The organism is Plantactinospora alkalitolerans, assembly GCF_015690345.1.
Taxonomy (GTDB): Bacteria; Actinomycetota; Actinomycetes; order Mycobacteriales; family Micromonosporaceae; genus Plantactinospora; species Plantactinospora alkalitolerans.
The window spans coordinates 40836-58853 of sequence record NZ_JADPUN010000032.1 but is presented as its reverse complement, the minus strand read 5'-3'; the positions used below and the strand labels follow the sequence as shown (position 1 = coordinate 58853).

The 18018-nt window shown below is 66.7% G+C and carries 15 protein-coding genes; 6 read left to right on the top strand and 9 right to left on the bottom strand.

The window, feature by feature from the left end; all coding sequences use genetic code 11:
• Nucleotides 1–2126 (bottom strand): elongation factor G (gene fusA / locus I0C86_RS01240; protein WP_196199292.1); only part of this gene is annotated, 2126 nt, incomplete at its 3' end.
• Nucleotides 2127–2732: 606 nt separating this feature from the next.
• On the opposite strand from fusA, the gene I0C86_RS01235 reads away from it, so the two are divergent.
• The 4 genes from I0C86_RS01235 (at nt 2733) to I0C86_RS01220 (ending at nt 5806) form a co-directional block, all read left to right on the top strand.
• Entirely contained in the window at nt 2733–3440 is a 708-nt protein-coding gene (locus tag I0C86_RS01235) for a hypothetical protein (RefSeq protein ID WP_196199291.1), read from the top strand.
• Nucleotides 3437–3802 (top strand): transcriptional regulator, encoded by a 366-nt coding sequence (locus tag I0C86_RS01230; protein WP_196199290.1) that lies wholly within the window; start codon nt 3437–3439, stop codon nt 3800–3802. Before I0C86_RS01235 ends, I0C86_RS01230 begins: the two co-directional genes overlap by 4 nt.
• Complete coding sequence (locus tag I0C86_RS01225) at nt 3799–4980, top strand: alpha/beta hydrolase family protein (protein WP_196199288.1); 1182 nt, start codon at nt 3799–3801, stop codon at nt 4978–4980. Before I0C86_RS01230 ends, I0C86_RS01225 begins: the two co-directional genes overlap by 4 nt.
• Before the next feature lie 124 nt (nt 4981–5104).
• Nucleotides 5105–5806: a DUF998 domain-containing protein gene (locus I0C86_RS01220; RefSeq protein ID WP_196199286.1), complete on the top strand. Its 702-nt coding sequence runs from the start codon at nt 5105–5107 to the stop codon at nt 5804–5806.
• 61 nt (nt 5807–5867) lie between these two features.
• Here the strand turns inward: I0C86_RS01220 and I0C86_RS01215 are convergent, their stop codons facing one another.
• Complete coding sequence (locus I0C86_RS01215; protein ID WP_196199285.1) at nt 5868–6092, bottom strand: helix-turn-helix transcriptional regulator; 225 nt, start codon at nt 6090–6092, stop codon at nt 5868–5870.
• Between the two features lie 248 nt (nt 6093–6340).
• Here I0C86_RS01215 and I0C86_RS01210 point away from each other — a divergent pair, with 248 nt between their 5' ends.
• Together I0C86_RS01210 and I0C86_RS01205 are read left to right on the top strand one after the other, a co-directional pair.
• Nucleotides 6341–6622, top strand: coding sequence for a hypothetical protein (locus I0C86_RS01210; protein WP_196199284.1), 282 nt, complete (start codon nt 6341–6343; stop codon nt 6620–6622).
• A 483-nt stretch (nt 6623–7105) separates the two neighbouring features.
• Nucleotides 7106–8155 carry a nucleoside/nucleotide kinase family protein gene (locus I0C86_RS01205; protein ID WP_196199283.1) on the top strand — a complete coding sequence of 350 codons (1050 nt, stop codon included), beginning with the start codon at nt 7106–7108 and terminating at the stop codon, nt 8153–8155.
• Nucleotides 8156–8281: 126 nt separating this feature from the next.
• Here I0C86_RS01205 and I0C86_RS01200 read toward each other — a convergent pair whose 3' ends face one another.
• The 7 genes from I0C86_RS01200 to xylB form a co-directional block, all read right to left on the bottom strand.
• Nucleotides 8282–8779: an NUDIX hydrolase gene (locus I0C86_RS01200; RefSeq protein ID WP_196199282.1), complete on the bottom strand. Its 498-nt coding sequence runs from the start codon at nt 8777–8779 to the stop codon at nt 8282–8284.
• A 100-nt stretch (nt 8780–8879) separates the two neighbouring features.
• Nucleotides 8880–11135, bottom strand: coding sequence for a TIR domain-containing protein (locus I0C86_RS01195; RefSeq protein WP_196199279.1), 2256 nt, complete (start codon nt 11133–11135; stop codon nt 8880–8882).
• A 38-nt stretch (nt 11136–11173) separates the two neighbouring features.
• On the bottom strand, nt 11174–12970 hold the full coding sequence (locus I0C86_RS01190; protein ID WP_196199278.1) for a B12-binding domain-containing radical SAM protein: 1797 nt from the start codon (nt 12968–12970) through the stop codon (nt 11174–11176).
• A 458-nt stretch (nt 12971–13428) separates the two neighbouring features.
• Nucleotides 13429–14544, bottom strand: a complete 1116-nt coding sequence (locus tag I0C86_RS01185; RefSeq protein ID WP_323373399.1) for a phosphotriesterase family protein — start codon at nt 14542–14544, stop codon at nt 13429–13431.
• A complete protein-coding gene (locus I0C86_RS01180; RefSeq protein WP_230393323.1) occupies nt 14541–15515 on the bottom strand; it encodes a shikimate dehydrogenase family protein in 975 nt (324 codons plus the stop codon). The genes I0C86_RS01185 and I0C86_RS01180 overlap by 4 nt, the downstream gene beginning before the upstream one ends.
• A 28-nt stretch (nt 15516–15543) precedes the next feature.
• Complete coding sequence (locus tag I0C86_RS01175) at nt 15544–16515, bottom strand: NAD(P)-dependent oxidoreductase (RefSeq protein WP_196199276.1); 972 nt, start codon at nt 16513–16515, stop codon at nt 15544–15546.
• Complete coding sequence (gene xylB / locus I0C86_RS01170; RefSeq protein ID WP_196199301.1) at nt 16512–18017, bottom strand: xylulokinase; 1506 nt, start codon at nt 18015–18017, stop codon at nt 16512–16514. Before xylB ends, I0C86_RS01175 begins: the two co-directional genes overlap by 4 nt.
• Between the last annotated feature and the right edge of the window lies 1 nt (nt 18018).

The window sequence follows — 18018 nt, the reverse complement described above, 5'->3', positions numbered from 1 at the left end:
CCGCTGGAGACCGCGCTCGGCACCGGGCTGTAGCCGGTGGCCCGGGTGGTGAAGGTCCCCCGGCCCTGGGTCCGGCTCCGCAACCGGGTCGCGTAGCCGAACAGTTCGGCCAGCGGCACGGTCGCGGTGACGACGACGGTGCCGGCGCGGGTGGTCGAGCCCGAGACCCGGCCGCGTCGGGCCGCCAGGTCGCCCAGCACCCCGCCGACGGCGTCGTCGGGCACGGTCACCGTGACCTCGACCACCGGTTCCAGCAGGACCATCTCGCTGGCCCGGAGCGCCTCCCGCAGCGCGAGCCGGCCCGCCGTCCGGAACGCCAGCTCCGAGGAGTCCTTCGGATGCGTGGCGCCGTCCGCCAGGTTGACCCGCAGGCCGATCACCGGATGGCCGCCGAGCGGACCCTCGGCAAGCGCGTCCCGGCAGCCGGCCTCGACCGCCCGGACGTACTCCTTCGGCACCCGGCCGCCGACGACGGTCGAGCCGAACGCGAAGTCCCGCGCGCCGCCGTCCCCGGAGCCGTTGCCGCCGCCGTTGCCGGAGCCAGGCCCATCGGCCGGGTCCGGCGTGGTGGCCACCAGCGGTTCCACGTCGAGTACGACGTGCGCGTACTGGCCCGCGCCGCCGTCCTGCTTGACGTGCCGGTACAGCAGCCCGGACACCCCGCGTACGACGGTTTCCCGGTAGGCCACCTGTGGTCGACCGACGTTGACCTCCAGTCCGTGCGCTCGACGGATCTTCTCCACCGCCACCTCCAGGTGCAGCTCCCCCATCCCGGACAGCACGGTCTGGCCGGTCTCGGAGTCGGTCCGGATGGCCAGTGAGGGGTCCTCCTCGACCAGCCGGGCCAACGCCGACGTCAGGCGCTCGCTGTCGGTGCCCCGCCGGGGCTCGACCGCCACCGAGACCACCGGATCCGCCACGCTCGGCGGTTCGAGGACCAGTGGCGCGTCGGGTACGCACAGGGTCGCCCCGGTACGGGCGGCCTTGAGTCCGACCACCGCGACGATGTCGCCGGCCACCGCCGAGTCGACCTCGGTGTGCCGGTCGGCCTGGACCCGCAGGATCCGCCCGATCCGTTCGGTACGCCGCGCGCCGGTGTCCAGCACCACGCCTCCCTTCCGGATCGTTCCCGAGTACACCCGCAGGTAGGTCAGCCGCCCGGTCGCGGTGGAGTTCACCTTGAACACCAGCGCGGCGAACGGCGCCGCCGGGTCGGCGGCCCGTTCCTGCGGCACACCGTCCCGTACGCCGCGCACCGCCGGCACGTCCAGCGGCGAGGGCAGGTACGCCACCGCCGCGTCGAGCAGCGGCTCGATGCCCCGGTTGCGGTACGCCGAGCCGCAGAGCACTACCAGGCCGTCACCGGTACGGGTCAGGTCGCGCAACGCGGCGGCCAGGGTCGTCGCGGAGAGCGTCGAGTGGGCACAGAACTCCTCCAGCGCGTCCGGGTGCAGTTCGGCAACCGTCTCCTCCAGCACCCGGCGCCGTCGCTCCGCCTCCGCCCGCAGGTCGTCCGGTACCGGCCCCTCCTCGAACGTCTCGCCGTCGGCCCAGACCAGCGACCGCATCCGGAGCAGGTCGACCACGCCGGTGAACCCGTCCTCCCGCCCGATCGGCAGTTGGACCACCAGCGGGGTCACCCGGAGCCGTTCGCGGATCGACCGGACCGCGTCGTCCAGGTCGGCACCGGCCCGGTCCAGTTTGTTGACGAAGGCGATCCGGGGTACCTGGTGCCGGTCGGCCTGCCGCCAGACCGACTCGCTCTGCGGTTCGACGCCCGCGACGCCGTCGAAGACCGCGATCGCGCCGTCGAGCACCCGCAGGGCCCGTTCGACCTCGTCGGCGAAGTCGACGTGACCCGGGGTGTCGATCAGGTTGATCCGGTGACCGGCCCAGTCGCAGCTCACGGCGGCGGCGAAAATGGTGATGCCCCGGTCGCGCTCCTGGGAGTCGAAGTCGGTGACGGTCGTTCCGTCGTGCACCTCGCCCCGCTTGTAGGTGGCGCCGGTGACGTACAGGATCCGTTCGGTGGTGGTGGTCTTGCCGGCATCGACGTGGGCGAGAATGCCCAGGTTGCGGATGCGGGTCAGGGCGTCGGTGGGATGACGGTGCAGGTCGGTGCGCACGGTCGTTGGCCTTCCTGGGTGAACCGAACGAGGGCGGCGCGATTTCGTGACAGGGACCGGCGCGCCGAGGGCGGCGGCCGGGCAGGGAGGGACCCCATGGACCGTCCGGGCCGGATCGGGTACGCCCTGCGGGCATGCCTGGTCGGCTCGGATCGGCTCGGATCAGGGGTGTGTCACGACATCCGGTGGGGCCGCGCGGGCCACCACCCGGAGGTTAGAAAGACGTCAGAATCACCCGGTGCCGGGACTGGGGAATGGTCACAGCGGTGCGGTACTGCACGGCCGGCTCCCCTCACTGGTCGTCTCGCGCGCCGTCACCAGGTGACAAGATCGCGCTTGGTTCGTGCTGAGTGTACTGAAACCCGCGCCCTCGCGTAACCCGGTTTCGGGCCGCTACTGCACCGTCCCGGCGGCGAGCCCCTGGACCAGGAACCGTTGCAGCACAAGGCATCCGGCCGCGACCGGAGTTCCATCGAACGACGTGGTCAAACGTCCGGGTGTGTCCCGTCCGTGCCTTCGGTCCGCGCTCGCCCGGCTTGTCGTGACCCCGTCGCGGCAGCGAAGTCGCCACTAGCGCCAATTGATTTGTTATGGAAACCTGTTGGCATGACTTCCGATGCGGTTCCTGCCGGCGGTGACCCCCGCCGGCTACTGACTGAGGCGCGCGACCTCGCGCACCGGGTGCGGCTCGCCCAACGGGTGACCTGGCTGCCGTTGCTGGTGCTGGGCCTGGTGACCCTCGGCGCGATCCCCGCCTACCGATACGGCCACACGGTCGTCAGCAACTGCAAGCCGATGGGCGACGGCGGCCAGGCGTGCCAGGTGTGGTTCCAGACCGCGACCTTCTACTGGTGGACGGCGCTGGTGCTGGGATACGTGGTCAGCGCCGTCGGATACCTGCGGGTCGCCCGGGCCCGGGGCCTGGAGACCCGGATCGCGCCGTACGCCATCGCGGGCATCGCGATGCTCGCCCTGTTCACCACCCTGCATGTGTTCGTGGCGCGCGAGCTCCTGCCGCCGCCGGACCTTGAGCGCCCCCTGCCCTGGGTCGTCCTCGCGCTCTTCCGCCTGACCGACTTCTCCGGCTCGGTCGGGCTGGCGCTGCTGGTGCTGGCCTGGCTGGAACGCCACCCCGCGCTGCTGCTGTTCGCCCTCGGGTACCTGGTGGTCGTGATCGTGCCGATGAACTTCGGCTGGGGGAACCACTGGGGAGACAAGTGGGGGTTCGCGCCGATGCTGGTGATCAGCGGCGGCGTGCTGCTGCTGGGCAGCGCCGGTTTCGCACTGGCGCAACGGCTGCGGCGGCCCCGGTGACCGGACCCGTCGACACCCCCGCGCCGGACCAGACCGAATCCCCGCATCCGGTCACCGGGCTCGACGACGTGGTGCACCAGCGGGTCCGGCTCGGCATCCTCACCATCGCGCACGAGGCCCGCCGGGTGGAGTTCGGCTTCCTGCGTACCCAGTTGGCGCTGACCGCCGGCAACCTCTCCCAGCACCTGGCCGTCCTGGAGACGGCCGGTCTGGTCGAGGTCGAGAAGGGCTACGCCGGGCGGCGTGGCCGGACCTGGATCACCCTCACCGCAGCCGGCAACGCCGCACTCGCCGAGGAGATCGCCCGGCTCAAGCAGCTCATCGCCCGCGTCGAGACGACCGACATTCCGGAGGACCGATGACCACCGCCCTGACCCGCCGACACCTGCTCGCCACCGCGCTCGCCACCGGGGTCGTCGTACCGCTCGGCGGCGCCGGCCGCGCGTCGGCGGCCCCGGCGTCGGCCACGCCCGGCCCGGCACGGCTCACGCTTCCCCGGCCCACCGGGCCGCACCGGATCGGCACCGTGGCGCTGCACCTCGTCGACAGATCCCGCCCGGATCCGGTCGCCGGCCCGGGGCACTACCGCGAACTGATGGCGAGCGTCTGGTACCCGGCCACCCGGGACGCCCGGCGTCATCCGGTGGCGCCGTGGATGCCCGCCGCACCGTTTCGCGCACTGCTTGAATCCGTCGGGTTCGACGCCGATGTCGCGGCGGCGCCCCCCACGTCCGGCCACCAGGGAGCTTCCGTACTGCGGACATCCGGACGGCTGCCCGTGCTCGTGTACTCCCACGGCAACGACGATCACCGCGCCGAGGCCACCATCGTGGTCCAGGAACTCGCCAGCCACGGGTACGTCGTGGTCACCGTGGATCACACGTACGACGGGTTCAGCGAGTTCCCCGACGGCCGGCTCACCGTCCCCGGCGAGCTGTCGTTCACCCCCTGGGACTCCTGCTACGACATCCGGTTCGTCCTCGACCGCATCGAGGACCTCGCCGCCGGCCGCAACCCCGACGCCGAGCACCGCCCGCTGCCGGCCGGACTCGGTGCCGCGCTCGACCTGCGCCGGATCGGCATGTTCGGCTGGTCGAAGGGCGCGACCGCGACCGCCCTCGTGATGAACGAGGACCGGCGGGTCCGGGCGGGGCTCGGCTTCGACGGCCCGATGGAGTCGAATCCACGGGTCGGCGAACTCGACCGGCCGTTCATGCTGATGACCGCGGAGTTCACCCGGGCCACCGAGCCCGTCGAGGAGTTCTGGGCGAAGCTGCACGGATGGCGGCTCAACGTGCAGGCCGACGGCGCGGCCCACGGGTCGTACATCGACCAACAGTGGCTGGTCCCGCAACTGGCCAAAGTCATCGGGATGAGCGACGAGGAACTCGCCGGCTGGGTCGGCACCCTCGACCCGGTGCGGGGGGTACGGATCCAGCAGGCGTACCCGCTGGCGTTCTTCGACCTGCACCTACGCCACCGGGGACACCTGCTCGACGGGCCGAGCCGGGCCTTCCCGGAGGTACGGTTCATCCCCTGACGCGCCTCGATCGGGACTGTCAGGTCCGGTTGCCGAGCCGGTCACCCCCGCTGCTGCCGTAGAAGGCGCTGTTTGTGGGGTGACCGGTGATGGCGGATCATGGGTCGATGGCCCCGGAGGACGCATGTCGACCCATCGCCTGACCCGGACACTGCTCGGCTGCGGGGCGGTCGCCCCGGCGCTGTTCATCCTGATATTCCTGGTCGACGGCGCCACCCGGGCCGGCTACGACCCGACGTACCACCCGGTGAGCGCGCTGAGCCTCGGTCCGCGCGGCTGGATCCAGATCACCAACTTCGTCCTGACTGGACTGTTGCTCCTCGGCTTCGCCGTCGGGCTCCGCCGCGCCCTGTACCCCGGCCGCGCGAGCCGGTGGGGACCGCTCCTGATCGGTGCGTACGCGCTCGGCCTGCTGCTCTCCGGCACCTTCGTGATGGATCCGACCCGTGACTACCCGCCCGGCGCCTCGGGCGACGGCAGCGCGGGCACCAGTTGGCACGGCGTCCTGCACGACAATCTCGGCATCGTGGTGTTCCTGTCGGTGCCGATCGCCTGCTTCGTCCTCGCCCGCTGGTCCGTCACCCGTCCGTACGGTCGCGCCTGGGCCGGGTACGACATCCTCACCGGACTCGCCGGCCTGGCCCTACTCGTCACCTTCGGTACGGCGTGGGAGACGGCTCATCCGTCGGCCGGCCTGATCCAACGAGTGATGATCGCCGTCGACTGGGCCTGGATCACAATGCTCGCCCTGCGGCTGCTCGCCGAGACCCGTAGTCGGGCCGACGAGCCGTCCACGGCAGGCCATCGGCTGTCTGAGGGTGTCTAACGCCCGGGTGGCCGTCTGGACGATCCCTTAACCGGGTAGAGGGTGTCGGGACCCCGCTCCCTCAGCCTGGCTCGTCCTCGTCGTCGGCGACTGGCGGTCGAGGCTGGCGGTGCTTCTTGATCCATGCTTCGACCTCGGCTCGGACCCAGACGGACCCGCCGATGAGTGTCTGGTACGGCTCCGGGAAGTTTCGCTGATTGATGATCTGCCGCGCCCGCGACCGCCCAACACCCAGCATCGCCTGTATTTCCGCAGGTCCGACGAGAGGACCGGGCAACTTGGCCATGGGCGCGATCGTACTCACCAGCATGGCCTACCCGATCTGCTCCGGTAGATTCATCTGACACATCGCTCTGTACACTTGCGCAGTGGGCATGACTCGCGAGACGATCGGGCTGGCCCTCGTCCGGGTAGCCATCGCAGGCGGTCGGGCGGGGTGCTGAACGGGGGCTGCCGCCGGTCCTTTCCCAGTTCCTCCGGCGCCCGGTGGCAGCCCCCACCGCCTACCTACCTACCTGCCGAGGAGGGCAGCCCGTGCGAGTGGACGCGTACAGCTCCGACCCGCCACCACCCATGACGCTCGAACAGCGAAACGAGCGACTGAAAGCTGAACTTGCCTCCTGCAAGCAGGCCCTGTGCGACCTTCAATCACGGCTGGCCGAGGCCAAGGCTCGGCTCGCGATGGTCAGCCGGATCGTCCGGGACGTCGAACGAACCAACCGCGCGCCTGGAGTGTCCTTCGCCGCCGTCCGAGCGGCGCTGTACGCCCGAACGGACCGGCTCCGCGAGTTCGGGGCCGACCTGCCCATCCTTTAAGCCAGGCAAACACGTCCACACCGAGCCGGCCCCTGCGCCGACAGCAGGCACTATCGCCCGCATGAGGGACACACATCCGGCCACCGCTAAGGGCCGCGCGACCGCGGCAGGCATACGCTGGTGATTAGCCTCGTACCCCAGAACGATGACTAATGGTCTCTACCGCGCACACGACCCGCCTGGGTGATCTGGTATAGCAGCCTTTCATCCCGATCCGGTCACTATGGCGGCGGCTAATGCGCGGACGCCAGACCCTGCTGGTGCTCGCCCACCCACAGAGCGGCCGGACCTTCACACGTTTGGTCGAGGGATCCGGGCCGGGCAGGTCACGGCGTTCCGGCATGTTCGGGGAGCCGCCAACCTGCTCGCCACACTGGCACCGACGCTGAGGAGGCCGGCTGCGGGGGTGCGGGCGCGTAGTGCTACGCCGGGCGGTAGTCTGCTTGCACAACACCAGACAACGCATCGAGCAGGGAGCGAATCATGAGCCGCCCGTACGTCTTGCTCAATATGAGCGGCCCATACGGCGTGGGCAAGGATACGATTCTGAACTCCATCTTGCGTGCGCATGCTGAGAGCGTTCACCGGGTCTCGACGGTCACGACCAGACCCTCCTCACCGGACGCCGATCCCTCCTACCGAAGTGTTTCGCAGCAGGAGTTCAACCGTGTGACGGCGTCGGGCCAATGGGTAATTACCCACCAAATAGGCGGGCAGGTTCTTTATGGCACAAGCCTGGATGAGATCGACAAGATGGCGAGTGGCGATCGGATCTCCATCCATAGCGTGTATCCGTCAGACGAGGGTGCCGGTAGCCTGCGAAAAGCATATGGCAACCGCCTGTACTCGATCGGCGTTCTAGCGTCCAAGGGCGATCATGACTCGCAAATCGCAGTGCTGCGTAACCGTTTGCTTTCGCGGGGGCGCGACGAACCAAAGGTTATTGACGCGAGATTGCGATACCAAGCTGATGCCATCGACTATCTTCTCCTTAATCCCGTTGTTCCAACGCCAGACGGTCCAATGAGGGTCTTCGACAAAATACTCATCAATGATGATATCGCCACTAGCGAAGAAGCCGTTCAAAAAATCTGGGAAGACCACATCACGCCAACTTTGAAGAGAAGTCCACTCAGGCCGGACTTCGAGATCATGCTGGCCGCGGAGACACGCGTTGACTTTGGAGGAGGGTACTTCAATTCAGCGCGTGATCTAGAGTCGGTAGGCGAGCCTATCGACATAGGCGATCTTGGGACGGACCTGGACGGATTGAACCTGTCCAACGAGGGCGAGCCCACTTACAGGATATCGAAACTATTTAGAGAACTCAATCGGTCGCTTGAGCCGTCGAAGCTTTTGTTCGGCCTTTATGAGCGCGGGATCTACAGGCTTGCGCCGTATATCTACGACGAGGAGAGGCTTTTCAACTTCGAAGAGCAGGTCGCACGCGGCACATTGAGTAGAGTTGCATACTTCGCAGTGTATCGAGATATCGCAGACGAAGGCCTCAAGCGCGACTTCATACCGGAATAGAAAGGCCGCCGTTCGCGGTCACCTGGAACCCCGCTTATGTGAGCTGTGACTCCTTGGGCATGGAACTGAGGGGCTCATCATGCAGATGAGGCATGCTCTAGCTGACGAAAACCCGCGGAACAGCGCCTAGCCTATCGTTTCCGAATCTGGCTTCATGGCGCTCGGTTCAGGTATCCATACCTCGCTGCGGAGGAGACTATAGGGGTTGGAGCGAAAACCTCGAAAGGCGACTCGGCCGTCCTCGGCCAGTGCATCAAGGAGACGACTGCGAGCAGGTTCGGCGCTTACGAGGCGTCTGGCCTCTTCAGGCAAAAACCAACGGGCTTCTTCTGAACCCACAACTTTACGCGGACCTGACCCATTGGGCTGGCATCGAAACTGAAGGACAAGCGTCTCGTCGTCAAGGTCGAAATACATACCCACGAAACCGTTGACAGCGACCGTGTAACCGGTTTCCTCCTGCACCTCCCTGACGAGGGCACTCACACCGTCCTCGCCGAACTCGATCGCACCTCCGGGGACCTCCCATCCTCGTTTCGGGTGTCTGCTCAGCAGGACATTTCCGTCGTCGTCGACGACATATCCGATGACAGAAATTATGAATCTGAAATGCTTGTTATCCATCTTTTGTGTACCTATCCAATGGTATCCTCGGGGATTGCTCACCCGGTTGACTAGCCCGCGAAGCGCCGTCTGTAGGAAATGCAGCCCGAGCTGGCTTCGGTTAGTAGCCCGGGCTTGCTTCGGTCAGTAGCAGGTCACGAGTCGCCGCGATCGCGCAAGCACGATCCGTTGACCTGTCTCCGCACAGCATACCCTTCAGCACCTCTATCTCCGTAGCGGACAGAGCATCGTTAGGCCTGCTTCTAAAGAATGACAGCAACGTCTCCATGTCCCACCATCGCAGACCCATCTCACGAACGCCGCTTGTAACGAGTCGTTCGAAGATGTGATCTCGGGTCCGTCTCCATGAGACAGAGCCCAGGTCTCGGTAGTTATGGAAGTCTCCCTTGTCGTCGTTAAAGTATATAATTTGGACAGATCGATTCAGCAGGTCCTCTGCCGGGTCAATACGTAGTCTCGTAAGGTAATCTCTCTCGATTTCCTGGTCGCCTTGCGAGATAGCGCCCAGTGCTGCACTTCGTCGGATGATTGGCGCAGTCTCGGCGGCATAAGCGCGCCGAAGAAACTTCCGGCTCGCCACTGAAGGCAGCCGCCCAATGTAGTAGACCAACTGCTCGCGCATCGCGTCGTTCTCGGCATATGACATCTGACCGCTGCCTTCGGCAAGGCGCTCGACAAGCAGCGCCTCATAACGAGTGACGAGATTCTCAAGAATGTGCGACGCTCGAACGGCCGCACGGAACTCTAAGCCACTACGCACAAACCTGTTAATGTGGCTGCCATACGTCACGGCCAGCGCCTTGTCTATCGCGTACCCACCTTGCTCAAACGCGCTGATCACGGACCTAGATATTACAAACTCTGCGAATGTCTCGTGCCGGAAAGCGATAACGACTTCGACGCCGTCGTCGTCGAGCCGGGTATCAATCAGTCCACGGAAGGCCGTATCTTCGAGAACTGCATCTAGCGAGTCGCCCATCGCTGCAGCAATGGCATCACGCAATCGAGGGGGGGAGTCGCCTCGTGTTGCATCGAGGGCTTTCGCCACCGCCACGTGGGCGCTCTCGACAGCGAGGGCGGAAACTTGGCCTGTTCCCCGATGCCGCTCTCTGTGTTGCCAGTGACGGTACACCACGCCGTAAAGGGCGTACGGGTAGGTGACCTCTTGCTGCGATATGTGGACCCTGGAGTGGAGTAGATACAAGAGCAGGGTTAGTTGCAGCGGGTTGCGCCAAAGTGGTGACGGGCTTGGAATTCTGTCAAGCAACTCGATTGCCCTTTGAAGAAGTGTGGGATCGCCAGCTTGGTTCGCATATCGCTGGGTAAACACCTCCGCATCGCTGCGTGTCCATTCCAGAAGTTCGACTACCTCACCGAAGAGTCCACTCCAGTCGTCACGCATAGCGATGTGGCGGAAGAAGAAGTCTGTACGGCATGCTATACGAATCTTGGCACCCCGTTCCCGCACCTCAGCGGCGTAACTCATGACGGTCTCAAGCCCAGATGCTCCTACCTCATCCACGCCGTCAATTAGCACGAGGTGTCCCCCTGCCATATCATCGGATTGGCTTCCGTTGGAGCCCACTCGCTTGCTGTCGGCCACGACCGTGCCTGCCGTAATGAAGTGCACCTTGTACTGCGGCGAGTAGATTGAATCATCTCGGAGAAAGAGCGACCGAAGAAGTGTCGTCTTGCCCCCTCCGGGCGCACCAACCAGCACCACTGCGCCGATGTTCCGATGCGCCGAATCCCATGCTGCGAAACGCACGGGAGGCCCGAGAGACTTGTGAGGACGCACTGTTGGGTCAATAAACCGTTCGGGCCACAGGAAGCGAAAGCTCGGGCTTCCCTGAGGGCTCCACGGAAGGACGGCGGCGTTTAGTACGCGTTCGCGATCTTGCTTGGCTGCTGACTCCGCAGAGGCTGCATGGCGCCCCGCCTCGATCGCAGCGGCCAGTTCGGCAAAAGATCGCTCGAAGTCGGACTCAGATCGGAAGTCAATGTTTCGTAGCCGGGCTAACTCATCCGGTGCCTCGCATGTTCGCAACACGATTGGCACAAGCCGCATTTGCTTGGCAGCGGGATCCCGATACAACTCGATGCTCGCTTCGAAGTTTGTCCAGTCCGATGCTATCCACTCGGGGGTCAGGACGACAACGACGCGGCGGCTTGCCTTAAGCGCGACGCTGAGGTCGCGCACGATCAGTGCTCCCGGCGGGAGGGACTCAGGCGCGAAGAAAATGCGCATTGGCCCGCCAGGTGACTGGCAACTCTGGAGCCGATGGTAAAGGGATCGGACCCAGGGCTCGTCGGCCCGATTATAACTCAAAAAAACATCAAACTCATATTCATCCATGTCATTTCTATTTCTTTCTTGGCGGATCGCGTGGCGGTCTAGAAATCGCAGGCATCGATCTCCGTCATGCGTGAGGTGGTTCGTTGAGAGGTGATTGGCGTACGAAGAGATCCAGCTCGGACTTTCCGTCCCGCCTCGACCACCCGGAGAACGACGGGGTGCTCGGCCGCAGATCGTCCGAATTGCGACACAGTATCGAGGAGTTCGGACGCCGCTTTTTCTAGAGCCGGCACGAGATGCTGCGAGTAGACCTCCGCGCAGTCCTCGCCCGACAATAGGCGGTCGACTGAAGCTTTAAGGCCGTTGAACTGTGCTTGTCGGACGTTCGCAAGGATTTCCCGAACATCATTAGCAGCGTCAGCTAGCGCTCCACGATCTCCATACCGGGTCAGCGCCTTAAGCGGGTAAACGAGATCTCGCGCCTGGCTTTGCGATCTCCGCAGGGTGTCTGTCAATTCCCGAACCCGAGGGTCGACGTAGCGGTACTGGTAGGACAGCGTATCCCGATCGAGCTGGCGGGTGTAGATGAGTTGACCTAGCCTGCTCTCTTCACGTTCAAGTAATCTCATGTACGTGGATCCATGCTGCAGCCGCATCTCGTTCGTCAAGGCAGATACGCTCGCCACAAGATTCTCAGTTCGGAGGAAGCAAAGATTTTGCTCGATCTCGGTCAGACTACACAATGGGTCGAACATGATGAAGCCGACTTCGACGACGACTCCAATTTCGCGGAGGCGGCGCACGGCGGCCGCGCAGTTCTCGGGGCGGTGCCCCTTCGCATAACGTCGCAATTGTGTAACACTGCCAGACTCGATCCCCAGAAATACCTTCCGCAGCCCTGCCTCCTTGAGACGGCCAAGGAGATCCTGTCTCAAGAGAGCTTCATCTGGACTATCTCGTAGTCCAAGGACCGAGTCGATTGTCATACTGACGTCGAAGACGAACTCGGGGGAGGTTTCGCGCAGGAAGGAAGTCAGGCCGAGGATGAATGGCGCTACCGAGTCGAGGGATCCGCCCAGGAAGTCCTCGTCCGCGAATGTCACTGTCGTTATACCAGAATTGCGTAGGGTTCGGATATCTGAGAACACCCGCGCCTGCGAGAATCGCCGATACTCGTTTGGACGACCTTTGACGTCCGTGAGTCCTCTCAGGCAAAACGTGCACGCTGCCCAGGAGCAGCCTCGACTGGATTCGATGAAAATCTGACCGCCATGTTGAGCAATCTCGCGCACATGATTTCGGAAGGGTGGTTCTGCCGCCTGAAGGTCGCCAAGTGCACGCCTTCCCGCAACTGCCTGGCCCCTCGTGCCGAGGAGTCGTGTGTTTTCGATATTGTCAAGAGGTGCGTCGTCAAGCCACGCCGTCACGAGCTTGGGAAAAGCGGCGTCACCCTCGCCTTCCACGATGATGGATTCGGAGTCTATTTCTTGGAGAAGCTCGTTGCCGAGGTAGGATGCGAGCGGCCCTCCGAAGATGACAAGAGACCGCCCACCGATGATCGCCGCCCGCATTTGGGGCAACTCGCGTTTCAGAACGGAATATGTGCCGTACTGAAGGGATATCCCAAGCACGTTCGCATTTGCGGAGCGGATGGCATCTACGGCGTCGGAGCAGTCTTCGACTCCGGTCATAACCTTATCGATCAGAGTCAAGCTCTGAAGCCGATTACCCAGCCTGCTGCGGGCCGCGCCGGCGATGGCCGATATTCCGTGGCTCTCGCCGATTGCAGGGTACCTCTCCGAGAATAGGGCGACCAATACGACTCTGGCTCTCAGCGGCTCGGGAACACCGTCAGGGTCACCCTCTTGGCTCGTCGGAGCGTGTTGCGCCGGCATATTGGGAGTGTACAGGAGCCACGCTCTATCCGCTGCCGGCTTGCCGTTCCGCCGAAATGCTCGCATGCGGCACGCATCACCGATCGGCCGTGATATCTGCCTTTATACTGACATCGACATTTAGGCACGAGATCGTCGATAACCAGCACGGGCCATCCCCGCCACTTCGGCTGCCGCCTTGCCGACATCGCCACCGCCAACGTCGGGCGGCAGCGTGGATCAAATTATTCATCGTCGCCGAGCAAAGATCGACCATCAGAAACGTGCTGGAACCGGGCCACTTACCACCGCCGCTTGGCCCGCGATTACGAAAGCCGACTCGACGGCTACACCGAGGAGATGGCCTACCCACTCATGTCCAAGGCCGAGTGCCGTTCCGGCGGCGGCGGATGGGACGGCGGCACCCCGATTCCGACCGTCGAGGTCCGGGCGAGTTCTGGCTCGAATACTGAGCGGGTTCAGCGCTGACTCCGTCGACCGTCACCTCCGCTTGCGAGTGACGGTCGACTGGTGTCCGGCTTGAGCACAACGGGCCGGTCCGAACCACGAGCCGTTGAATACGACGGTCGGCCGCTGGTGCCCCAGGTGAGTACCCGGGCCGGCGTGTCAACCAGGATCCGGCGTACGACGTCTGGGCCGAGGTGCGTACGCAGTCGGGGCAGGAAGCGGTTGGGCAGGTACGCCATCCCCGGCATCCCGCCGTACGCGACGTACCGGCTGCGGCGGGCGACGTCACCACCGAGCAGCAGATGATCGGTCATCCCCCGCCCGCACACCGCCTCGATCAGCTCGATCAGCGCGCTGTCCGGCCGATCCCGGTGCCGCGCCATCCCGTCATAACCCAGGTACGCGCCCCGCTGGGCGAGTTCCACGTGCAGCCCCGGGTCGGGATTACGGTCGGCGTGGGCGAGCACGACCCGACCCGGATCCACCCCGTCACCGCCCAGCAGGTCGAGAACCTCGTGGCCGGCGCTGCCGTGTTCCAGGTGCACCATCACCGGAGCACCGGTCGAACGATGCGCGGCGGCCACCGCACCCAGCACCCGACGCTCGAATGGACCGATCGACCAGTACCCAAGTCCCGCCTTCAACAGCCCGGCCCGTACCGGCCGACCCGACGGATCCAGCGCAATCGCCGTACCGCTGCCACCGTCACCGACGGACGGCCCGGCACCGACGTCGCGGGCCGGGCACCCGTCGACCAGGTCGGCAAGGAACCGCGCCGCGAGCTGTGCCTCCGACCAGGAGAGCAGCGGATGACCGGCGGCGTAGTGCGCGGCCCGGTGTGCGCCGGTCGTCGCCACCACCCGCATCCCGGTCGCCGCGCTGATCCGGGCGACCGCCGCCGGGTCACGGCCGAGCCCGACCGGGGTCGCCTCCACCATCCCGGTGATACCGGCGTCGAACAGCGACGCCGTCTCGGCCCGGCTCGCCGGCTCGTCGTCCAGTTCGTCCCCCGGCAGCAGCGGGCTGACCTGGAACAGGTGCTCGTGATAGTCGGTCGGTCCGAGAACGGACGGCGGCACGTCGCCGAGCACGGTCCGGACGAAGGTCACCGGACCGGCCTCGCTCACCGCACCGCCTCGGCCGCCGCCGACAGCCGCTGCACCGTCGTCGGATCCATCGGTACGTCGAAGATCTCGGCGATCGCCTGGCTCCAGCCGTGGATGAAGTACCGCCATCCGTCGACCACGGTCAGGCCACGCTCGGCGGCCTGGGCTCGGGCCTGGTGCAGGAACTCCAGGCTGCCCCGGTAGTTGAACTCCCAGACGTAGCCCTGCCGGGGCAGCCGGGCCCCGGGCGGCAGTGGCGAGCCGGGCCGGTCCTTGCCGAGCCCGGTCGCGTTGACCACCAGACTCCAGTCCGGCGCCGCGCGGAGCAGGTCGTGGACGGCCCGTGGATCGGCCGGAGTCGCCGGCACGTACTCGACGAGGTCGGCTGGTACGCCGCCCCGCTCGGCGACGGCTCGAAGGTGGGCGAGCCGCCCCGGATCGGTGTCCGTGCAGACGATTTTGCCCGGCCGGTCCTCCCGCTGGCTCAGGTACCAGACCAGGGCGGTGCCGGCGCCGCCCGCGCCGAGGCAGACGACCTCGGCACCGGTTGCCGCGAAGTGGTCCTCGGGCAGGAACTCCTCGGCGGCGAGGCCGGCGGTCAGCGGGTCCTTGGCGTGCGCCAGCAGCTTGTCGCCCCGCTTCGAGATGCTGGAGATCTCGCCGCAGAGCCGGGCGAAGTCGTCCACCTCGTCGAACAGGTCGTGCGCCGCATCGTAGAGCCGGAGTTTGTGCGTCGTCACCAGCGCGCCCAGGTGTGCCGGGTCGTCCCGGATCTGCCGTACGAGATCGCGGTACCGCTCGTCGTCCGCGTTCAACGGCAGGTCGTGCCCGACCAGTCGGTCGGTCGGCAGTCCGAGGATCTCGGCCCAGCTCGGAAAGACCTGGTTGATCGACGAGCTGCCGGTGGTGACCCCGACGAACCCCATGTAGCCGGCCCGGTCCACCGTCCCACCCGCCTCCGGCCGTCGGTCCACGCGATGCCGGCCGCTCATCTGGCTCCTCCTACGCGATGCCGGCCGCTCATCTGGCACCCCCTACCGGAACTGGATGAGCCGGACTGCCGCCGTCGAGCACGGCGAGCAGGTCGGCCACGGCGAGCGAGCCCATCCGGTCGATCGCCTCCACAGTCTGCGCCCCGAGATGAGGGGTGACCACGACCCGGTCGGCCAGGTCCTCGGCGAGCAGTGGCGAAGTGCCGCCGGTCGACTCCGTGTCGAGCGTGTCGGCGGCGTACCCGGCGACGGTACCGGCGCGCAGTGCGGCGGCGAGGGCCGGTTCGTCGACCAGGTCAGCGCGGGCGCTGTTGACCAGGACCAGGCCGTCCCGGGCACCCGCCAGCCAGTCGGCGTCGACCAGCGGCCGGCCACCTCCGGGCGCGTGCAGCGAGACCGCCGTACAGCGGGCCGGCAGGTCGGCCAGGTCCGCCGGTTCGGCGCCCGCCGCCCGGATCGCGTCGGCGTCCAGCATCGGGTCGTACGCCAGGACAGTGGCACCGAACCCGCGCAGCCGGCGCCCGACCGCGCGGCCGATCCGGCCGAAGCCGACGATCCCGATGGTCAGTACGCCGAGTTCCCGGCCCCGCGCGACGGTCCAGCTACCGGACCGGACCCGCCGGTCCCCGGCCGGGATACCACGCAACGCGGCGAGCAGCAGCCCGATGGTGAGGTCGGCGACCGCCTCGGTGTTCGCCCCCGGTGTGTTGGTAACGACGACGCCGCGCGCCGCCGCCGCTTCCAGGTCCACCGCGTCGACACCGACGCCGTGCCGGGCCAGCACCGTCAGCCGGGGCGCGGCGGACAGGTGCGCCTCGGTCACCGGACCGGTGCCGGCGATCCAGCCGACGGTGCCGGCGAGCAGCGGGCGGAGCGCATCGAGCCGGTGGTCGGCGGGACCGCGTACGACCGTCAGACCGGCCGCCGCCAGCTCGCCGAGCAGGTCCCGGGAGCCGGACGAGAACGATCGCGACGTGACGAGCACACTGCGCTCGCTCATGCCGACCCCCCGCCCCGCCCCTCGAACCAGGGCTCCAACCTCCGGTACGCGTCGAGGAAGACCGCGTGCCGCGCCCGGTAGGCGGCGTGCCGCTCCGGGTCGGGCGTGAACTCGGCGGTGACCTCGGACAGTTCCCGGGCGACACCGAAGTCGTCGACCAGGCCGAGCCCGACCGCCGCGGTGACCGCCGCACCGAGGCTGTTCGCCTCCTCCACGATGGAGCGTCGGCGTACCGGGCAGCCCCAGACGTCGGCGAGGATCCGCAGCCAGACGTCGCTCGCCGCACCACCGCCGATCGCGTCCACCCGGTCCACCGGCGCACCGTGCTCCCGGAACGCGTCGACACAGGTCAGCAGGTTGAACGCGACCCCCTCCAGCACGGCCCGGACCAGGTGCGGCCGGTCGTGGTGCCGGCGGATCCCGACGAACGCCCCGGCCGCGTCCGGATTCCAGTACGGCGACCGCTCGCCGAGCAGATGCGGCAGGAAGTACAGGCCGTCGCTGGACGCGTCGGCGGTGTCGGCCGCCTCGACCAGTCGGCCGAACCGGTCCCCGTCCCCGCCCGGCTCCAGCACGTCGGCGATCCACTCCAGCGAGGCGCCGCCGGCCTGCATCGTCGCGGTCGGCACGTAGTGCCCGGGTACCACGTGGTCGAAGGTCATCGTGCGCATCGCGGGATCGTGCAGGGGGCGCGGAGCGGCCACCGAGACCCAGGACGAGGAGCCGAGATAGCAGTACGCGCCGTCGGCCGGCGACACCACACCGGCCCCGACCGCCGCCAGTGGACCGTCGCCGCCGCCCATCACGATCGGAGTGCCGGTGCGTAGCCCGGTGGCCCCCGCCGCCGCCGAGATCAGCGTGCCGACGACGGCGGTGGCGGGGACGATCTCCGGCAGGAGCGCCGGATCCAGCCCGGCCGCGCCGAGCACCACGTCCGACCAGGTCCCCCGCTCCTGGTCGTACGCGTTCGTGGAGGAGGCGTCGGACGGGTCGGTGGCGAGCCGGCCGGTGAGCCGGAACACCGCGTAGTCCTTGGCGAGGCAGACGTGTCGTACCTTCGCGAAGATCTCCGGCTCGTGGTCCCGTACCCACATCACTTTCGTGATCGAGTACGTCGGGTTCAGCCGATGCCCCAACAGCGTGTACGCCCGCTCGGCGCCGATCCGCCCCACCAACTGCGCACACTGCTCACCGCTGCGGGTATCGGCCCAGATGATCGCCGGTCGGACCGGCCGGTACGCCGCGTCGAGCAGCACCGCACCCATCATCTGTCCCGAGATCGCCAGCCCCCGGACCTCCCCGGCGTCGACGTCGTGCCGGGCCAGGAGTTCCCGGGTCGCCTCGGTCAGCGCCCGCCACCAGTCGTCCGGATCCTGTTCGGCGATCCCGCCCGGGGCGTACCGGGTCGGATAGGTCACGGTGACCGAGCCGACCAGGGCGCCGTTGTCGGCGTGCAACGATGCCTTGTCGCCGGTGGTGCCGAGGTCGTGGGCGATCAGCATC